Origin of the sequence: Flavobacterium tructae, assembly GCF_002217475.1 — a bacterium.
Classification (GTDB): Bacteria; Bacteroidota; Bacteroidia; order Flavobacteriales; family Flavobacteriaceae; genus Flavobacterium; species Flavobacterium tructae.
This window is the reverse complement of record NZ_MUHH01000019.1, coordinates 1-16,744: the sequence shown is the minus strand read 5'-3', so window position 1 is coordinate 16,744 and position 16,744 is coordinate 1. Positions and strand designations below refer to the sequence as shown.

Annotated in this window: 10 protein-coding genes; 2 read left to right on the top strand and 8 right to left on the bottom strand. The window is 34.4% G+C overall.

The features are described from left to right. Positions 1 to 269 precede the first annotated feature (269 nt). From B0A80_RS08735 to B0A80_RS08705, 7 genes are all read right to left on the bottom strand, one after another. Positions 270 to 3,509, bottom strand: a complete 3,240-nt coding sequence (locus B0A80_RS08735; RefSeq protein WP_165769237.1) for a TonB-dependent receptor — start codon at positions 3,507 to 3,509, stop codon at positions 270 to 272. A gap of 154 nt (positions 3,510 to 3,663) precedes the next feature. After that, entirely contained in the window at positions 3,664 to 4,512 is an 849-nt protein-coding gene (locus B0A80_RS08730) for a FecR family protein (protein ID WP_017496306.1), read from the bottom strand. Between the two features lie 393 nt (positions 4,513 to 4,905). Continuing rightward, positions 4,906 to 5,484, bottom strand: a complete 579-nt coding sequence (locus B0A80_RS08725) for an RNA polymerase sigma factor (protein WP_017496307.1) — start codon at positions 5,482 to 5,484, stop codon at positions 4,906 to 4,908. Between the two features lie 404 nt (positions 5,485 to 5,888). After that, on the bottom strand, positions 5,889 to 6,686 hold the full coding sequence (locus tag B0A80_RS08720) for a TerC family protein (RefSeq protein WP_017496308.1): 798 nt from the start codon (positions 6,684 to 6,686) through the stop codon (positions 5,889 to 5,891). A gap of 37 nt (positions 6,687 to 6,723) precedes the next feature. Next, positions 6,724 to 7,968 (bottom strand): cation:dicarboxylate symporter family transporter, encoded by a 1,245-nt coding sequence (locus B0A80_RS08715; protein WP_017496309.1) that lies wholly within the window; start codon positions 7,966 to 7,968, stop codon positions 6,724 to 6,726. A gap of 42 nt (positions 7,969 to 8,010) precedes the next feature. After that, positions 8,011 to 9,303 (bottom strand): CitMHS family transporter, encoded by a 1,293-nt coding sequence (locus tag B0A80_RS08710; RefSeq protein ID WP_089077040.1) that lies wholly within the window; start codon positions 9,301 to 9,303, stop codon positions 8,011 to 8,013. A 17-nt stretch (positions 9,304 to 9,320) separates the two neighbouring features. Next, positions 9,321 to 9,977, bottom strand: a complete 657-nt coding sequence (locus tag B0A80_RS08705) for a DUF2490 domain-containing protein (protein ID WP_089077039.1) — start codon at positions 9,975 to 9,977, stop codon at positions 9,321 to 9,323. Positions 9,978 to 10,197: 220 nt separating this feature from the next. Here B0A80_RS08705 and B0A80_RS08700 point away from each other — a divergent pair, with 220 nt between their 5' ends. Further along, a complete protein-coding gene (locus tag B0A80_RS08700; RefSeq protein ID WP_089077038.1) occupies positions 10,198 to 11,298 on the top strand; it encodes a sensor histidine kinase in 1,101 nt (366 codons plus the stop codon). Beyond that, positions 11,295 to 11,981 (top strand): LytR/AlgR family response regulator transcription factor, encoded by a 687-nt coding sequence (locus B0A80_RS08695; protein WP_070905552.1) that lies wholly within the window; start codon positions 11,295 to 11,297, stop codon positions 11,979 to 11,981. The genes B0A80_RS08700 and B0A80_RS08695 overlap by 4 nt, the downstream gene beginning before the upstream one ends. 300 nt (positions 11,982 to 12,281) lie before the next feature. On the opposite strand, the gene B0A80_RS08690 is transcribed toward B0A80_RS08695, so the two are convergent. After that, on the bottom strand, positions 12,282 to 15,866 hold the full coding sequence (locus B0A80_RS08690; protein ID WP_165769236.1) for a T9SS type A sorting domain-containing protein: 3,585 nt from the start codon (positions 15,864 to 15,866) through the stop codon (positions 12,282 to 12,284). Positions 15,867 to 16,744: the final 878 nt, after the last annotated feature.

Below are 16,744 nucleotides of genomic sequence, written 5' to 3'. Positions count from 1 at the left end.
AAAAGACCATACAGGGACTGCAAAAAAAAAACAATAGACCTTGATTAATACTAGTGAAGAATTAAAAAATTAATCTTACTACAACTATATTAGACTTCATAAGAACAAAATATCACCACTATTTTTATTGTTAACGGTTTCTTAATGTCGAGGATCTTTCTGACTTAAACCACTCTTTTTCTCAGACAAATAAAAGTCTCTCTCCCAATTTATTTCGTGCGAAGTAATCCTTTACTCCTTCCGATAAAACTTCTTAATGAATTGTATATTTAAAATGAATAACTTAAGGAAACACTTATCGTTCTGCCGCTTTTAGCTTTAAATAATACTTTGTCAATATCTTCGTCGTATTTATTTGTGGCGTTTGCCCCTAAGCTGTATCGGTCTCGTGGATTTGACCCTACCGGCACATTTTCAATATGTGAATAACTGTTTGAATTATCGTAGGTTTTAATTGCTGCATCAAACAAGTTTTTCATACTGCATTTGAATTCGAGATTTTTTTCTTTAAAAAACTTATAACTAATCTGCGCATCTGTAATAGAATAAGGCATTCTGATTTCTTCAGACTGATAATCAAATCCTACTAATATGTACTGATCTCCTATAGCATTATGTCTCACACTAAATCCTAAACGATCTCCCACGTAGTCTAATCCTAAATTATAAGTATAGGGCGACTGTCCGTAAAGCGGTCTGTTTGCTTCATACAGTCCTCCTGTTCCATCAATGGCGACATAAGAGGTTACTTTAGTTCTGTTAATAGAAGCATTCCCGGAGATAAAAATATCTTTAAGGGCTTCTCCTTCCCCTAAAAAAGAAAGACTTTTATACAGCTCTACTTCGACTCCCCAAAGTTTAGCATTGGCTGAATTAAGGTTATAAATGTTTCTGATTCTTGATGGATTTAAACTTCCCACTGATTCCATAGGATCGTCTATATTTTTATGGTATACACCAAAAGATAAAATTTCACCCCCCGATGGAAACCATTCTAATTTCAAATCATAATTGTTGGAAACACTGGAAATCATTCCGCCTGAATAATTATAAATTTTAGCAGACTGAATAGGATCATAATAAGGAATACTCAAACGTTCTGCAAATTGAGGACGCAAAACTGATTTATTATATCCCAACCTGATATTCAGTTTATTGGTAGGACTTACAACCAAACTTGCCGATGGCAGAAACTGCCACAACTTATCGTCTTTTTGATCTTTTCCAAAATCTCCGGCTGCTTCAGACTGGCTTTCAATTTCGGTATACAAATAGCTTTCTGCTCTTACTCCCCACACTAATCTTACATAACGTCCAATTTTATCATCGAGCATTAAAAAGGGCGAGTGTACTTTTACATCACCTACGTATCTGTTACCGTATACTCCGTAATCCTGCCATCCAAAACCTCCATAATGGTATCTTGAACCGTCTAAAAATTTGGAAAGAGGTTCGTAAATTTCCGCTTTATCCGCACCTGTACCAATTACCACAACCTTTGCCGATTCCTGTTGGTTGGTAGCTTTTTTATAGGTCCCAAAATATCCCGCTTTTATATCATTGGTGTACGTATCGCTAAAGTCAAAAGAGTACTTAAAATTTATAGCGAAATTATAATCTGTTTCATCATTTGTAAAGTTACTTCTGCTGAAAGGAAATCTTGTTTCTGAGTTGTATACATAGTGATAAAGCAAAGTGTCATCACCCACTTTTTTTCTGTAGGTATCCAAAAAAGTAGCGTCTTTAGTATCTTTTGAAACGGTATTGTAAGCTCCGAACCAATTGACATCCAGCTTACCAAACTTATGACTCCCTTCTATTTTACTTTGCAGCAAGGTCTGATAAACAGGATAATCTGTTTCTGAAGTAGAAGGAAGTATCGATCCATTCATAATTTCAGATATAGCATCACTATCACTCCATCCTGTTACTTGAGTAAGCTGATTGTTGTAAATGTGCATCACTGTATTACGTGCCGTTATTTTATGATTCCCAAACTGAATTCCCGCATTAAACATTCCTGCCAAAGTTGAATTAAACGTATAGTTTGCTCCTGAATTTCTGAATCCGTATTTGGTAAATGTTGAATACAATGCTTTATCCGTCTCCGGAACAAAAAGTGAATTATCAGCATTACTTGCTCTTTGTGTATGCTCAATATCCAGTTTATCCTGAGTATTTTTAAAAAATAGCGATCCTACAAAACCCCACTTGTTATTGTCTTTTAATTTATACGCTCTTCCCATCGCGTATTGAAGTGTTGTTCCCGGTGCAGCATAAGTTTTATAAGTCGTAAAATTATCTGCTGTAAACCTCTTAGACTGTTCTATAAAAAGCCCGGAATCAGCTTCATTTGTTGGTATTGGTAAGGCTGTCAAATTCGTTGGATAATCTCTTCTGCCATCATCAAAACCTAAATAATCATAAGCACCTTCCTGCTTCGTAAGTCTTTCTTTAAAAGTACTTCTGCTGTTGTATGAAGTACTAATCGAGAAACTATTAAAGTTTTCTTTAGGAATATCTTTTGTTTTAATTTCTACATAACCACCCGCAAAATTGGCATACATGTCCGGGGTTGCTGATTTGCTGACTACAATACTTTCCACCATGGAGGTTGGAATAATATCAAAAGAAAAGTTTTGCTGATAGGCATCGGTACTGGGAAGTGTAATTCCGTCCATAACGGCCTGATTCCATCTTTCTCCCATAGAACGAACTACAACATATTTATTATCGATGGTTGTTACACCTGTGATACGTTTTAGTGAACTTGCCACATCTCTGTCCGGTGTTCTCGCAATTTGTTCTGCAGAAATACCATCAGAGAACTGTGCTGCTTTTTTTTGCTGTAACAGTAATCCCTGAATTGAAGCTGTTGCCTGTTTGTAATTTTGCACAATTACAACTTCTTTGAGTGACTGAGCGGCTTCTTTTAAGGAAACAACCAAAGGTGTTTCTCCTCCTTCCGTTATTTTTACACCTGTAATTTTCTGTGTTTGAAAAGAGATAGCGCTGATTTCAATCGTATATTCTCCAGGTTCTAATTCTAAAATATAATTACCATCGATATCAGACTGTACTCCGTAATTTAACTCCACTACTTTTATGTTAACTCCCGGAAGTGAAAGTCCATTGGTGTCTACAACTTTACCTGTAATTTTTCCTTTCTTTTTTTTTTTGTCCGCATCCTTACTATTTACGGCTATATTATTTTCGTTTCTTCTAAAATTTAAGTTGGTCATTTTTTGTAAATCACTTAAAATTTCATCGATGGAAACGTTGTCTTTTTTTAGTGTTATAAGGGGCAGACTAAGATCTAAATCCTTTTGATAGATAAATTGGTAAGGTGTGCGTGATTTTAAATTCTCGATAATTTTTTGAGGCGAAGAATTTTTAAAATCAACTGATACAGTTCCGGTTTGCGAATAAATAGTATTTGTTCCGAGAAAAACTCCAAAAAATAAAATCCATAAGACAAAAGAAAACTGCCTGGAAAAATCATTGTTCATAATTGATAATTATTAGTTTATTAGAATTTGTTTTTGAATATGATGTACGTGTTAAATCTTTTAAGTTTGGGCATAAAAATCCCCGGCTGCTTATAAACCTTGTTTTTCAAAAGTTATAGGCTGCAAAAAATCGCATTAAAATGGTGTATTCTTTTTACCTGCTGATCAAATAGGTATTATTACCGGTAGGTCTGATTTTTATTTCTAAAGCAAATGCAACAGTCTGCAGCATTTCGTAAATCCCCTGCCTGCTGTCGAGTGTACCCTGAATGGTGAGGTTTTTTAAATCCTCTTCTAAATAATTTACCTTAAAATCATTTTCTTCTTTTAATTTATTTAAAACCTGCTCCAGAGTCAATCCGTCAACATACAGTAATGCTTTTTTCCATTCAGGTTCCAGCATGTCTGTCTTTTCTTTTTTTACAGTAGAAGATACCACAGTATAGACTGCTTTATCTCCTCTTAGCAACAATACCGTATTTGTTTCACCTTCAACTTTTACTTTTCCGGTTCTGACATTTACCTCAGGCTGTTTTTCATTGTAGGCTTTAATGTTGAATGAAGTTCCTAAAACGGTTGTTTTTATAACTCCTGAAGTAATTACAAATGGTCTTGAAGGATCCCGTTTTACCTCAAAAAAAGCTTCTCCTTTTAAGCTCACATTTCTTTCGTTATCTGAAAAGCGTACCGGGTATTCAATTTGAGAGTTTTGATTCAGCCATACCCTTGTTCCGTCAGGCAAACTTATAAGTCGGATATCATTTTTAAATGTACTTGTTGAAGTAATTTCAATATCTGTTTTTTTATGTAAATCGAAAAAATGATAGCTTCCAATTGAAATTACAAATACGGCACAGGCCACAGCCATCCAGTTATACAGTCTTTTATATTTATCAATCGTAACCCTGCGTATATTGTTCCACATTCTTGCCTCAATATTGTCAGGAAGTATACCACGGTTGGGGATCACATTCCATTCTTCTTTCATTCTTTTGGATTTCATTCGAGTTAACATTTAATATTTGAAATTTACGTACAGCTATCAATTCAACTACATTAGATTCTCACTTCGGCAAATATCACGGTGCAATATTACTATTAACGTTTTCTTAATCTGAATAAAGATTTAACAACAAGAGTTTAGAACAAAATCAATCCGCAAATACCTTAAAAATGCCTACATAACCCATTGGGGGCAATTTTTTTTAAACCCATAGAAGCAATAATTTAACGCTCTCACAAAAGGCGTTTCACTTATTGTAAACACAAAAAGGCTACTATAAGTAAGAAACCTGTTTCTTTTTATACTCTTTTATGAGCATTAAACCAATGTCTCTGTGTGCTAAGTGATTTTTTTTATCAATTACACCCAACGAGTTTTATCTTCTGAATGTATCTACAATACTAATTCTGTCTGATATACAAAGAATAAAGCAAACCAATAGAGTTCATGATTATGTACAGAGTTTTTCTTAAGAAATTGTAAGGTTTTAGAAATTTGATTGGCAACAGCCCCCGGAGACATCTCCATTTCTTCGGCTATCTCCTTGTAACTGCGGTCTTCAAACTTGTGCAGGCTGAATATTTTTCTTCTTTTAGCAGGGATTTTATCCAATAGGTATTCAATTCTTTCCATCTGTAAACTCACTTCTTCTTCAGACTGTGTTTTACTATCCAATTCCAGAATCAGTGCATTATCTTCAACCGAAAAGATTCGGTTTTGCTTTTTATACCATCTGGAAATTTCCTGCTTAGAACTCTTAAACAGAACAGCTTCAAGACTTACCTGAGGATCTAATTTGGTACGATATTTCCAAAGATGAATAAAAACATTCTGTGTTACATCTTCTGAATCTGCTAATTGTGAGGTGTATTTTTTAACAAAACAAAATACTTTAAAATGGTATAAATCATATATTTCTTTAAAGCATGAATCATCACCAGCACGTAACCTTATAATTAAATTAGAACTCATAATAAAAATTTCAACTGTTAAAGAAGACCCTTACAAATGTATGATAAACCTCAATTGTTAATTTTTGAATTCTGTCATTTAATAATTTGTTAATATTGTGACATTCACAACATGACGTCGCTGCTTTAGGTTAGTTATAAATCTGCATTTAATTATTTCGAAATGAAATACTGATGAAAATATAAAACCGGAATTCTTTGCTTTTATTTAAATTATTAGGCGCTGGAGGGTAATTCAATAAATAGTTTCTACCGGATTATGGACCTGGAAGTGTAATATTGATCCTGCTTTGTCTGCAATTGAAGAAAGTTTTGCAGTCTATGTAATTTTAGTCGTCATTACGCCGCAAAGAGTAACTTTGCGGCGTAATGATAGACTTTATCTGTTATCCTTTATAATGAAATTTATCTCACAACAGATTTAGTTTTCTTTGGAAAATCAAAAAAGGTACTGGTCAGTATGGGCACAAAAAATATGGCAACGGTAAGGGCCGAGATCCCAATATCTGCAGCATGACTTCCCAAGAATTTACTGAATGCTGTTTCGGGATAAAAATGTTCGTATAAAGATAAGGCCAGCTTGATCCCTAAAATGGCAATTACTACAAAAGCTGCAGTTTCTAAAAACTTATATTTTTCTAAAAGATTCACAAACCTCTGTGCTATAAAACGCATTGCCAGTATCCCTATAAATACTCCAATACATACCAATATGATGTTTGGTGTAAAGGCTACCGCTGCAAATACATTATCTATTGAAAAAGCCATATCCATAAGCTCCACAAGGCAAACTGTAGCCCAAAAATGACCTATCGTATTCACTGTAAGACGATACAACCAGTTCCCCTCCTTATTTACTTTTTCCTCTTCACTGCCTTCTTTTTGCTTGTCTTTGTACCAGGAATATACGAGATAGAGCAAATAAAGTCCGCCGATAGGTTTAAGCCACCAAATAGCAATAAGTGCCGAAGCAAATACCATTGCAATACCCCTAAAAATATAAGCGCCCCAAATACCGTATTTAAGCGCACGCTCACGCTGGTTTTCCGGTAAATCCATTACCATTGTAGCTAGTACAGCTGCATTATCTACAGAGAGTAGACTCTCAATGAGAATAAGGTTTCCAATAATTGCCAGTGATGTACCCGGATGCGCAATAATATCTTGCCAAAGACTATTAAAAGTAGTAATCAAATCAGTCATATTTATTATTTTAAAGTATGGTGCCTTAATGGCTTATTTATTTTGTTATGGAAAGGTCTATTTCTGGATTGGGTTCAAAGTCATTTTCATATTTCGAAAGGAGTATAACGGCCGCCCCATTGCCTATAAAATTAGTTATAGTACGGGCTTCGTTCATAAACTTATCAATGCTGAAAAGCAACGCCAAGCCTTCTAAAGGAAATTTATTAAGTGTTGTAAAAGTTATGGTTAGTGCTACAAAACCGGATCCCGGTATTCCCGATGCTACTTTTGAGGTCACCATGATAACCAACCCTATAGTGATGATATCACGAAACGTAAGCGGAATGTTAAACAACTGAGCAACAAACAACGTACATATAGGCAAAAATATAGATGCGCCTGCAAGGTTAAAAGAATAACCCAGCGGTATTGAAAGGCCTACGACAGCTTTACCACACCCCGCCTGTTCCAGCTTTGCAACAATCAAAGGAAACACTGTTCTCGATGATGATGTACTAAAAACAATAAGCAGTTCTTCTTTAATATAGTTGAGAAACTTCCAAAGGCTGATGTTGTAATAACGCAGCAAAAGCCCCAATACTATAAATACAAAAGATGCCATTGTGATGTAAGTCGTAGCCAGCAGTTTTCCCAAAGGCAAAAGACTATGTATACCAAATCGCGATACTGCATAAGCCATTCCGCCAAAAGCTGCAACTGGTATAAGTAAAAACAGATACAGGAGTACGCTATACAAAAAGGTCATAATTTTCTGCAAGATCCCTACATACTTTGCCCTGCCCGGCGAAAGGCTAAGCAAAACACCTGTTACAACAGCCAACAGCAGCAATACCAGGGGGCGGTTAAGCACTATAAAATTAAACCAGCCGCTATCAAGTGATTCGGTAGCTGTAAAATGTTTGGGCAGAGTTACGTCTATGAGTCTTTTTTCGATCTTACCGGGCTCTATAAACAACGCTGCCATTATCCCCATGATCATGGCAATAGTCGTTATTATTTCAAAATAAACGAACGCCTTAAGCCCTACACGACCCACTTTTTTAAGATTGCCAATACTGCTTACCCCTATAATGATCGTTAAAAATATGATGGGCTGTATAAGGGGTTCAATAAGATATAAAAATCCACTGCCTAAAAAATCCAATTGAATACCCTTTTCAGGATAATAGTGTCCTACAGCAATTCCTAACAGCAATGCTATAGTAACATAAGCTGCTAGATTTTTCAAATACTTTTGTGGTATTCTGCTGCTTTCCGGATATTGTGGTGTGGTATTCATCTTTTTAAACCTTACTCATTAAGTTGCTATACAAAGGTAGTTTTAAAAAGTTATTAACCCGATAAGCAATGCTGCAATGAGCATGGCAAGTGATGAACCCAAAGCCCATTTTATAGTAAATTTTACGTGATCAGAAAACTCAACTCCGGCCAATCCTACTAAAAGATAAGTAGAAGGTACCAGCGGACTTAACAAATGGACTCCCTGACCTATAAGTGATGCCGCTCCTATTTCTAATTTTGTAGCCCCCAAATGTAATCCCGTTTCGGTAATCAGTGGGAGTATACCAAAATAGTAAGCATCGTTACTCAAAAAGAAGGTCAACGGTGCACTGCTTACCGCTGTTAGCACAGGAAAAGCATTTCCCCAGGTATCCGGTACCACCGATATCATCGAAGCTGCCATAGCATCCATCATTCCCGTTCCGGAAAGTATGCCGGTAAAAATACCTGCTGCAAATATCATCGATGCTACAGAAAGGGCATTGCCTGCATGTAATTTTAGTACTTTTTGCTGTTCATCGACTTTCGGATAATTGATGATCAGTGCAATACAAAATGCAATCATAAAGGAAACAGCCAGCGGCAATACATCAAACATCATTGAAGCCAACAGTAGTATGGTAAGCAGCAGATTAAACCATATCAGACCAGGTCTTTTGAGCTCGCGCTCTATTACAGTTTCTTCCTCGTTTATAAGATGCTTGTTCATATCTCCTTCACGGGCAATCCTTCTTTTTTCACGGAGACCAAGCCAAAATGCTGCAAATATTACCCATAGTACACCACCTGCCATGACTGGTATCATAGGCATAAACAGTTCTGATGCATCCATTTTAAGGGTAGTCATCGCACGTGCTGTAGGCCCGCCCCAAGGCAGTATGTTCATTACCCCGCCGCCAAGCATTATAATACACGAGAGTACAAGCGGATTCATACCCAGTTTTTTATATAGCGGTAACATTGCGGCTACAACGATCATATAGGTAGTCGCACCATCGCCATCAAGCGAAACCAATACCGTTAAGAAAGCTGTTCCTAAAGCTATTTTAACCGGGTCGCCTTTTACAAACTTTAATATCAGGTTTACCAGCGGATCAAATAATCCTGCATCAATCATGATACTGAAAAACAGTATCCCAAAAATGAGCATGATGCCGGTTGGAGCAATATTTTTTACACCCTCCATGATTATAGAACCAAGATCGGCTGTAAAGCCACCAAAAATGGCAAAAAGTATAGGGATAAGTATGAGCGCTGTTAACGGAAACAAACGTTTGGTCATGATCAGGTACATAAATACAATGATCATTGAAAATCCTAAAATGGTAAGCATGACGGTATATTTTAAGTTTAATTATTTTCTGTTTTTGACGACCAGTCAAATGAGTTTCTATAGCCCGCCAACACATAATTACTAGTATCGTCCGGACTAACCTGATTGACAAATGAAAGTTCTATGGCTGATTGTTTGCCCACATTAATCCCTAATCCGGCAGTGATCCTGTTGCTGTCAAATTGTTCCGTCTTTACTACATTCATCCTGATTTCATTTTTCAGAATACCATATAATAGATTCTTCCCTTCTTCTTTACCCAATGGAATTTTTAACGATAGTAGATATCTCAATCTCACCACAAAATCATCCGGGTTGGTTAAGAAACGTTCTTCGACACGATAACGGTGTAATAAGGTAGTACGGCCAATTTTATTTTTGATTGTTAACTGCTGAAACGGCCTGTTTTCATAACGCAGCTTTTTATCGGTGTCGCTTGTATAGGGCTGAAGTACCAAAAACATATACCCTACAGCCGGATAAAGATCATGATCTAACTTTCTTTCCAGGTAGGTCGAAACTAAAAAAAGACGTGAATCCATTACTAAATCGTATGCCCGATATTGAGAAAGCGCCGTAAAGCTGTACTTTTCGCTTAATTTTGCGGACATTGTATATTGCAGCCACATGTTAAAATTATCTTGTTGCGCTACTGCTTTCGTAGAAAAAATCATTAAAAAAAACAGGATTGATATATATTTTCTATACATTTTGATAAATCGTTAATTTATTTGTCTGAAGTAAAAGTATACGATTGATTTTTTCAAAAAAGTAATTTTCAACGAACGACTCATTTAATAAACAAACAACGCAAAGTGCCTGTTTTAAAATAATGATATTTGTATTTTTAATGATATAATTTTAAAGGGTGAATAATTTTTAACACAAAAAAGTATGGTTTTACTAATAAACATCATTATCCTCCTTGTAGCTTTCCGATTACTGTTTGAACAAAAGATTATAGGCAGTCTCATGAAGAAGCAATGGACAAACCTGATTAGGTTTCAACACATCCTGTTTTTTGTGATATACACCACCTTTCTGGTAATTTCGACACTTTATTTTACGGAAATGCCTTTTGCGTTGTACAAAATACTCTTCACTATGGCTGTCAATACGGTATTATATTTTGTTTGTTATTCCTATTTAGTTCCCGCCTATTACCAAACCAATAAATATCCCGAATATCTGCTATATGCACTGATATTATTTATATCAACAACGTTGCTAAGACTGCTTGTTGAACCTGAATTTTCTCAGGAGAGCGATGCAGTACAAGACCAGACATTGTTTTTGATCAGCGTATACAGCTCACAGAGTATCGTAATTTTAGTTGCTTCTTTTTTAGGAATATCAAGACATAAATTCTTAATCGAATATGACTATCTCGACCTTGAGGTGAAAAAAAATGAGACTGACCTCAACCTCATGAAGTCAAAGATAAATCCTCACTTTTTACTCAATACCCTTAATAACATTTACGCGGGCAGTTACAACCAGCATGGCAATACAACCGAAGCGATACTACAGCTAAGCCAGCTGTTGCAATATGTTATATACGAAACCGATAAAAAAACTATTGCGATACACAAAGAGTTCGAAATGATGAAAGCTCTTGCAGGTTTGTATCAACTTAAGTACAACAATGCGCTGAACATCCTATTTGAACTAAATGATAGTGAAGTACAGGAACAGGTAGAGGTTCCTCCTTCTGTATATTTTACACTTTTTGAAAATGCACTAAAACACTCCGGTATTGGAGCGGATAGAGAAGCCTATATTAAGGTGAACTTTGATAAGGTTGATGATACCTTCGTATTCAGGATAGAAAATTCTGTACCGGACAAGATTCACTTTAATAACCATAACGGATATAACGGAATGGGGCTCGTTGCACTGAAAAAAATCCTCACCATGAAATATGCAGAAAATTATCAATTGTTTGACGAATTATTAAATAAGACGTACTTTTCTACTCTCAAAATTAAATTATGAAACAATTGCAGGCTGTGGGCGTAGATGACGAATACCTTGCGCTGGAGCTAATAAGAAACTACTGTGCCAATACTGATGGTGTCAACCTGCTCGCTACCTTTAGCAATCCACAGGAAGCCATCACTTTTTTACAGCAAAATGAAGTTGACTTACTTATCCTTGACATTAATATGCCGGGCATCAACGGCATAGAGTTGCTGCAAAATACACCCAACAAGCCACTCTGCATTTTCATAACCGCTGAAGAACAACATGCAGCCAAAGCATTTGAACTTGATGTAGTAGATTATCTTATAAAACCTATAAGTATTGAACGGTTCGAAAAAGCCATTACAAAGGCCAAAGAATACCACCATTTTATAAAGTCTAAAGACATTGCCGAAGACTATATTATGTTTAAGTCAGATTATATTGTAAATAAGGTAAAGCTGGATGATATTTTTTGGATAGAAGGTTTTGGCGAATACCTTAAAATTGTATCCCGCTACAAAAACCACATGGTATTGGAACGCATGGCAAAGTTTGAAGAAATGCACCGTCACCTGGGTTTTATCAGAATACATAAGTCGTATTTGGTTTTAAAAAGCCACGTAAAATCATTCAATTCACGCATGGTACAGCTCAGAGATGGCAGAGAGTTGCCAATAGGCCGAACTTATAAGGACAATCTTAAAGAAATTTAATTACTGCTTTGTAGTATTCTAATATTTCTGCATTTATCGCAACATACAATTCGAATCCTGCTCTCACCATGAAAACAAAAGAAAAACTTCTAACTAATTTACAGCTTTTCAATCTTTAAGCCTTACTATCAAAATTTATAATAGCATTCTTGCTGCGCTTCTTATTTTTAAACCTTCTTTTGTTAATGGAACTATATCTCCATCTATACAATGCCTGTATAAGCTTGATAAGTAAAAAATAAAAAACCACATTTTCAAACGAATGAAAATGTGGTTTTTAACTTATATATGCTTTTTAATTTACTCGACCATTACTTTTCTAACAACAGTTGTCCCTTCACTTTCTAAATACACATAATAAATCCCTTTCAAGAATCCTGAAAAATTGATGCTATTAGTGTTTGAACCATTAGTAAATTTCGTAACTGTTATCAACTTTCCTAACGAGTCATACACGCTTGCTTTTTCCAGCACAATATTGTCAATGTATAATTCTCCTTTGGTAGGATTAGGGTAAACGGTGATTTTGTTAAAAACCACATCTTCTAATCCTAAAGTACAATTTGTTTTCGAATAAATTGCCGCCGCATCTTTGGCAGTTGACCAATTGGCATTGGCATACGCAACATCATATACCAAAATACAGGATAATGAAGCATTCGTTTTGAAATTGACATTCACCAGCTTGCTATTATTTCCATTGTCCAAATTCAAAGAAGTCAATTTATTATTGGAACAATTTAGATCTGTAAGAAGAGTATTCTTAGAAAAGTCTAAACTTACTATCTGGTTATTAGAACAACTCAATTTAGTCAACGATAAATTTTTAGAAACATCTAAAACCTTTAGTTGATTGACAGCACTGGTTTTGGCATTGCCTTTTTTACCACTTGTCACAATACCATCACAATACAGTTCTGTAAGTTGGGTATTTTTAGAAACATCCAAAGTCGATAAAGGATTCTTTGAACAATCTAAATATTTCAGTGCCGGATTGTAAGACATATCAATATAAGTCAATAAATTTCCCTGACAGTTTAAGGTTTCTAGATTTGAAAAATATTCGATTCCTGATAAACTGGTGAGACCGGAATTGGACACATTTAAACTGGTTACATTTATTATACTGGACAATAAAACCGAACCGTTTTTTCCATCTGTATCGACTCCTAAAGCGATTAATTGGTCTTCAAACGCACTACTAAGGGCGACAACGGAAGCAGGACAACTTGTACTATAACTTGCTGTCGCGTCTTTTGCCCAAGACATATTATCCTTAGAATAAATAACATTATCTACCTGAATACATTCTAAATTTGGATTTTTTCTATAATCTGTTCTGTTAGTTACAAAATTATTATTGTTTCCATTCTGCACATTTAGACTTGTTAATTTATTAGAATTACATTCAAATTCTGTTAAAACTTTATTCTTGGAAAGATCTAAAGCTGTTATTAAATTAGAATAACAATATAATGATTCTAAAGCAGTATTCTTGGAAACATCTAAACTGATTAATTTATTAGAATAACAACGTACATATGTTAACGAAACATTTTTAGAAATATCTAAAGCCGTTAATTGATTAGAATCGCATGAAAAAACTGTTAAAGCAGTATTTTTAGAAACATTTAAAGTCGTTAATTGATTACGGCCACAATCTAATTCGCTTAAAGCAATATTTTTAGAAAAATCTAAAGCAGTTATTTTATTAGCTGCACAAGTTAATGATTTTAAAGCCACAAAATCCTCAATTCCGGTTAAATCAGTAATATCACTACCGAAGAGATACAAAGAAGTTAACGAAGAAATATTTATTGTTGGCACTTTTCCGTCAGGAGCTCCAGAATCATGACCAAGGAAAATTAACCTTTTTTCAAAATTTACATCAGGAATAAGGGTGTATCGAACAACATCAGCACAGTCTGCCTTGTAAGTTGCCGCAGCATCTTTAGCTGCGAGCCAATTTGTATTCGCATAAACAACATTATCTACTTGAATACAACTTAAATTAGGATTGTTTTTAAAGTTTTTGGTTCTAAAATTAAGATAGTTTCGATTCTTCAAATTTAAATTCGTTAATTGATTTGAACTACAGTTTAAAGAACCTAAAACAATATTTTTAGAAACATCTAAAGCCGTTAATTGATTACCGCTACAATCTAATGCATTTAAACCCACAAAGGATTGGATACCGGTCAAATCAGCAATAGAACTATTAGATACATCCAAAGAAGTCAATGTGTTTATTTTATAACCTGGCACTTGTCCATCAACTGTTCCGGAATCAATTCCTAAAGAGATCAACTTTTTTTCAAAATTCACATCAGGAATAAGAACGCGTGAACAATCTTTGCTGTAAGTTGCCACAGTGTCTTTATAAGAATTATCATAATAATAAATGTGATCCACCTGAATGCAATCTAAATTAGGGTTGTTTTTAAAATTGTACGTGCTAAAATCCCTTCCGTTCATCGCATTTAAACTCGTTAATTGATTTGAACTACAGTTTATATGTCTTAAAACAGTATTTTTAGAAACATCTAAAGCTGTCAGCTGATTAGAATAACAATATAGTTCGATTAAAGCAATATTCTTAGAAACATCTAAAGCAGATAATTGATTCGAATAACAATACAATTTTGTTAAAACAATACTCTTAGAAATATCGAAACTAATTAATTTATTAGAATAACAATTTAATTCGGTCAAAGCAACATTTTGAGAAACATCTAAAGCAGTTAACTGATTAGAATAACAATCTAATTTTTTTAAAGCGATACTTTTAGAAACGTCTAAAGCTGCTAATTGATTAGAATAGCAGGATAAATATGTTAGAGCAGTATTCTTAGAAACATCTAAAGTTGTTAACTGATTCGAATAACAAGTTAATTGTTCTAAAGCAGTATTCTTAGAAACATCTAAAGCCGTCAATTGACTAGAATAACAAACTAAATTTTTTAAAGCTATATTCTTAGAAAGATCTAAAGTCGTTAATGAATTACCGCTGCAATCTAATACCTCTAAAGACGCAAAATCCTGAATTCCGGTTAAATTAGTAATAGAACTCTTGGAAACATTCAAAGAAGTTACCCCAGAAATCTTAGCTGTTGGCACTTTTCCGTCTATTATACCGGAGTCAAGCCCTAACGACATTAACTTTTTCTCAAAATTGACATCAGGAATAAGGGTATATTGAATAACAGCTGCACAAGCTAAATTGTAATTCGCCGTAGCATTTTTGGCCGCAGCCCAATTTGTATTAGCATAAGCCACATTATCTACCACAATACAACTTAAGTCGGGGTTGCCTCGAAAAGAACTATTCGTCGATAACTTAGAATTATTTCCATTCTTCAAATTCAGTCCTATCAATTGATTGGCAGAACAATCTAAGTAGGTTAAAGCAGTATTATTGGAAAAATCTAAAACTCTTAATTGATTATCATAACAATGTAAAGTAGCTAGAGCAGTATTCCTGGAAACATCTAAAGTTGTCAATTGATTATGATTACAACGTAACTCTGTTAAAGCGATATTTTTCGAAACATTTATCGTCATTAAGAAATTGTTTCCAAAACTCAGGTATGTTAACGAAGTATTCTTGGAAACATCTAAAGCTGTTAATCGATTGGAATCACAAAGTAAAAATTTCAAAGCAGTAAAATCCTGAATCCCGGTTAAATCCTCAATAAGGCCTACTCCTCTAACATTCAAACTAGTCAGGGTGTTTATTTTTGAAGTCAAAACCTTACCATCGGGTGTGCCGGAATCAATTCCCTGACGGATTAATTCTGCTTCAAAATACGCATCGGGGATCTGGGTGTATTGAGCAAAGGAAGATAAACTAGCTAAAAAAAGTACAAAGAGTAATCTTAGTTTCATAGGCGTTTTTTTGTTAATATTAAGGCCCAAATGTAGTAGAATATTAACTAATATCTTACATAAATGGTTAAAGAAATTTAAAAAAAAGTGTTCGACTGCAAGAGATTTACACTTATGAGGAAATTTTAGAAAAACATAAAAAAAAGACATTTTCAGGCAAATGTAAATGTGCTTTTCAACTACTCTAAAAACTTTCTATTTGTTGCTAATTATATAAGTACAGTTATTTATATAGTGAAAAAAATTTCGACACTATGTTATACCCTCTATTGCATACTTAAATACAAAATCCACAAAAAATATGGGCTTACTCTACTTTTTCTAAAGATAGCCTTTGAATTTAAAATGAATTTCGGTGCAGAATTGGTACATTAAGGTTCAAGGCAGTAATAAAGATACCCCAAAGACAGGACCATGAACCTTATAGTTCGAGTCCTCTCATCACAACTTTATAAAACAGAAAACCTGTAAAATAAACCTCTAAAAGTTTCGCTTCAAAACTTTTTTACGAAGGAATTAATCCCTTTATTTTTCAATCACGAGAGAAAGCTTTCTCTACTTTACTGTATTCCAACTCAATACCAGCAACAACAATTTTCTTTGTTAACGATAGAGATCACCAAATACAACTGATCAGATTTTTCATGCAAATAACCGTAATTTTTCCTGCAAAATACCGTAGATTTTTATAAATACTAAAAGGTACATTTAAGTTTTAATTCGCTCTAATTGAAACACTGAGCACTATTTTAGAAGTAAAATTCTCATCGTACTTATTCAAAAATGAAACAAATACATTAAATAACAGTACGAACGAATTTAGAAAAAATATAAAAACCATAAAAAAAGAAGTATTTTTTTACAAACAAGCTAAAAAT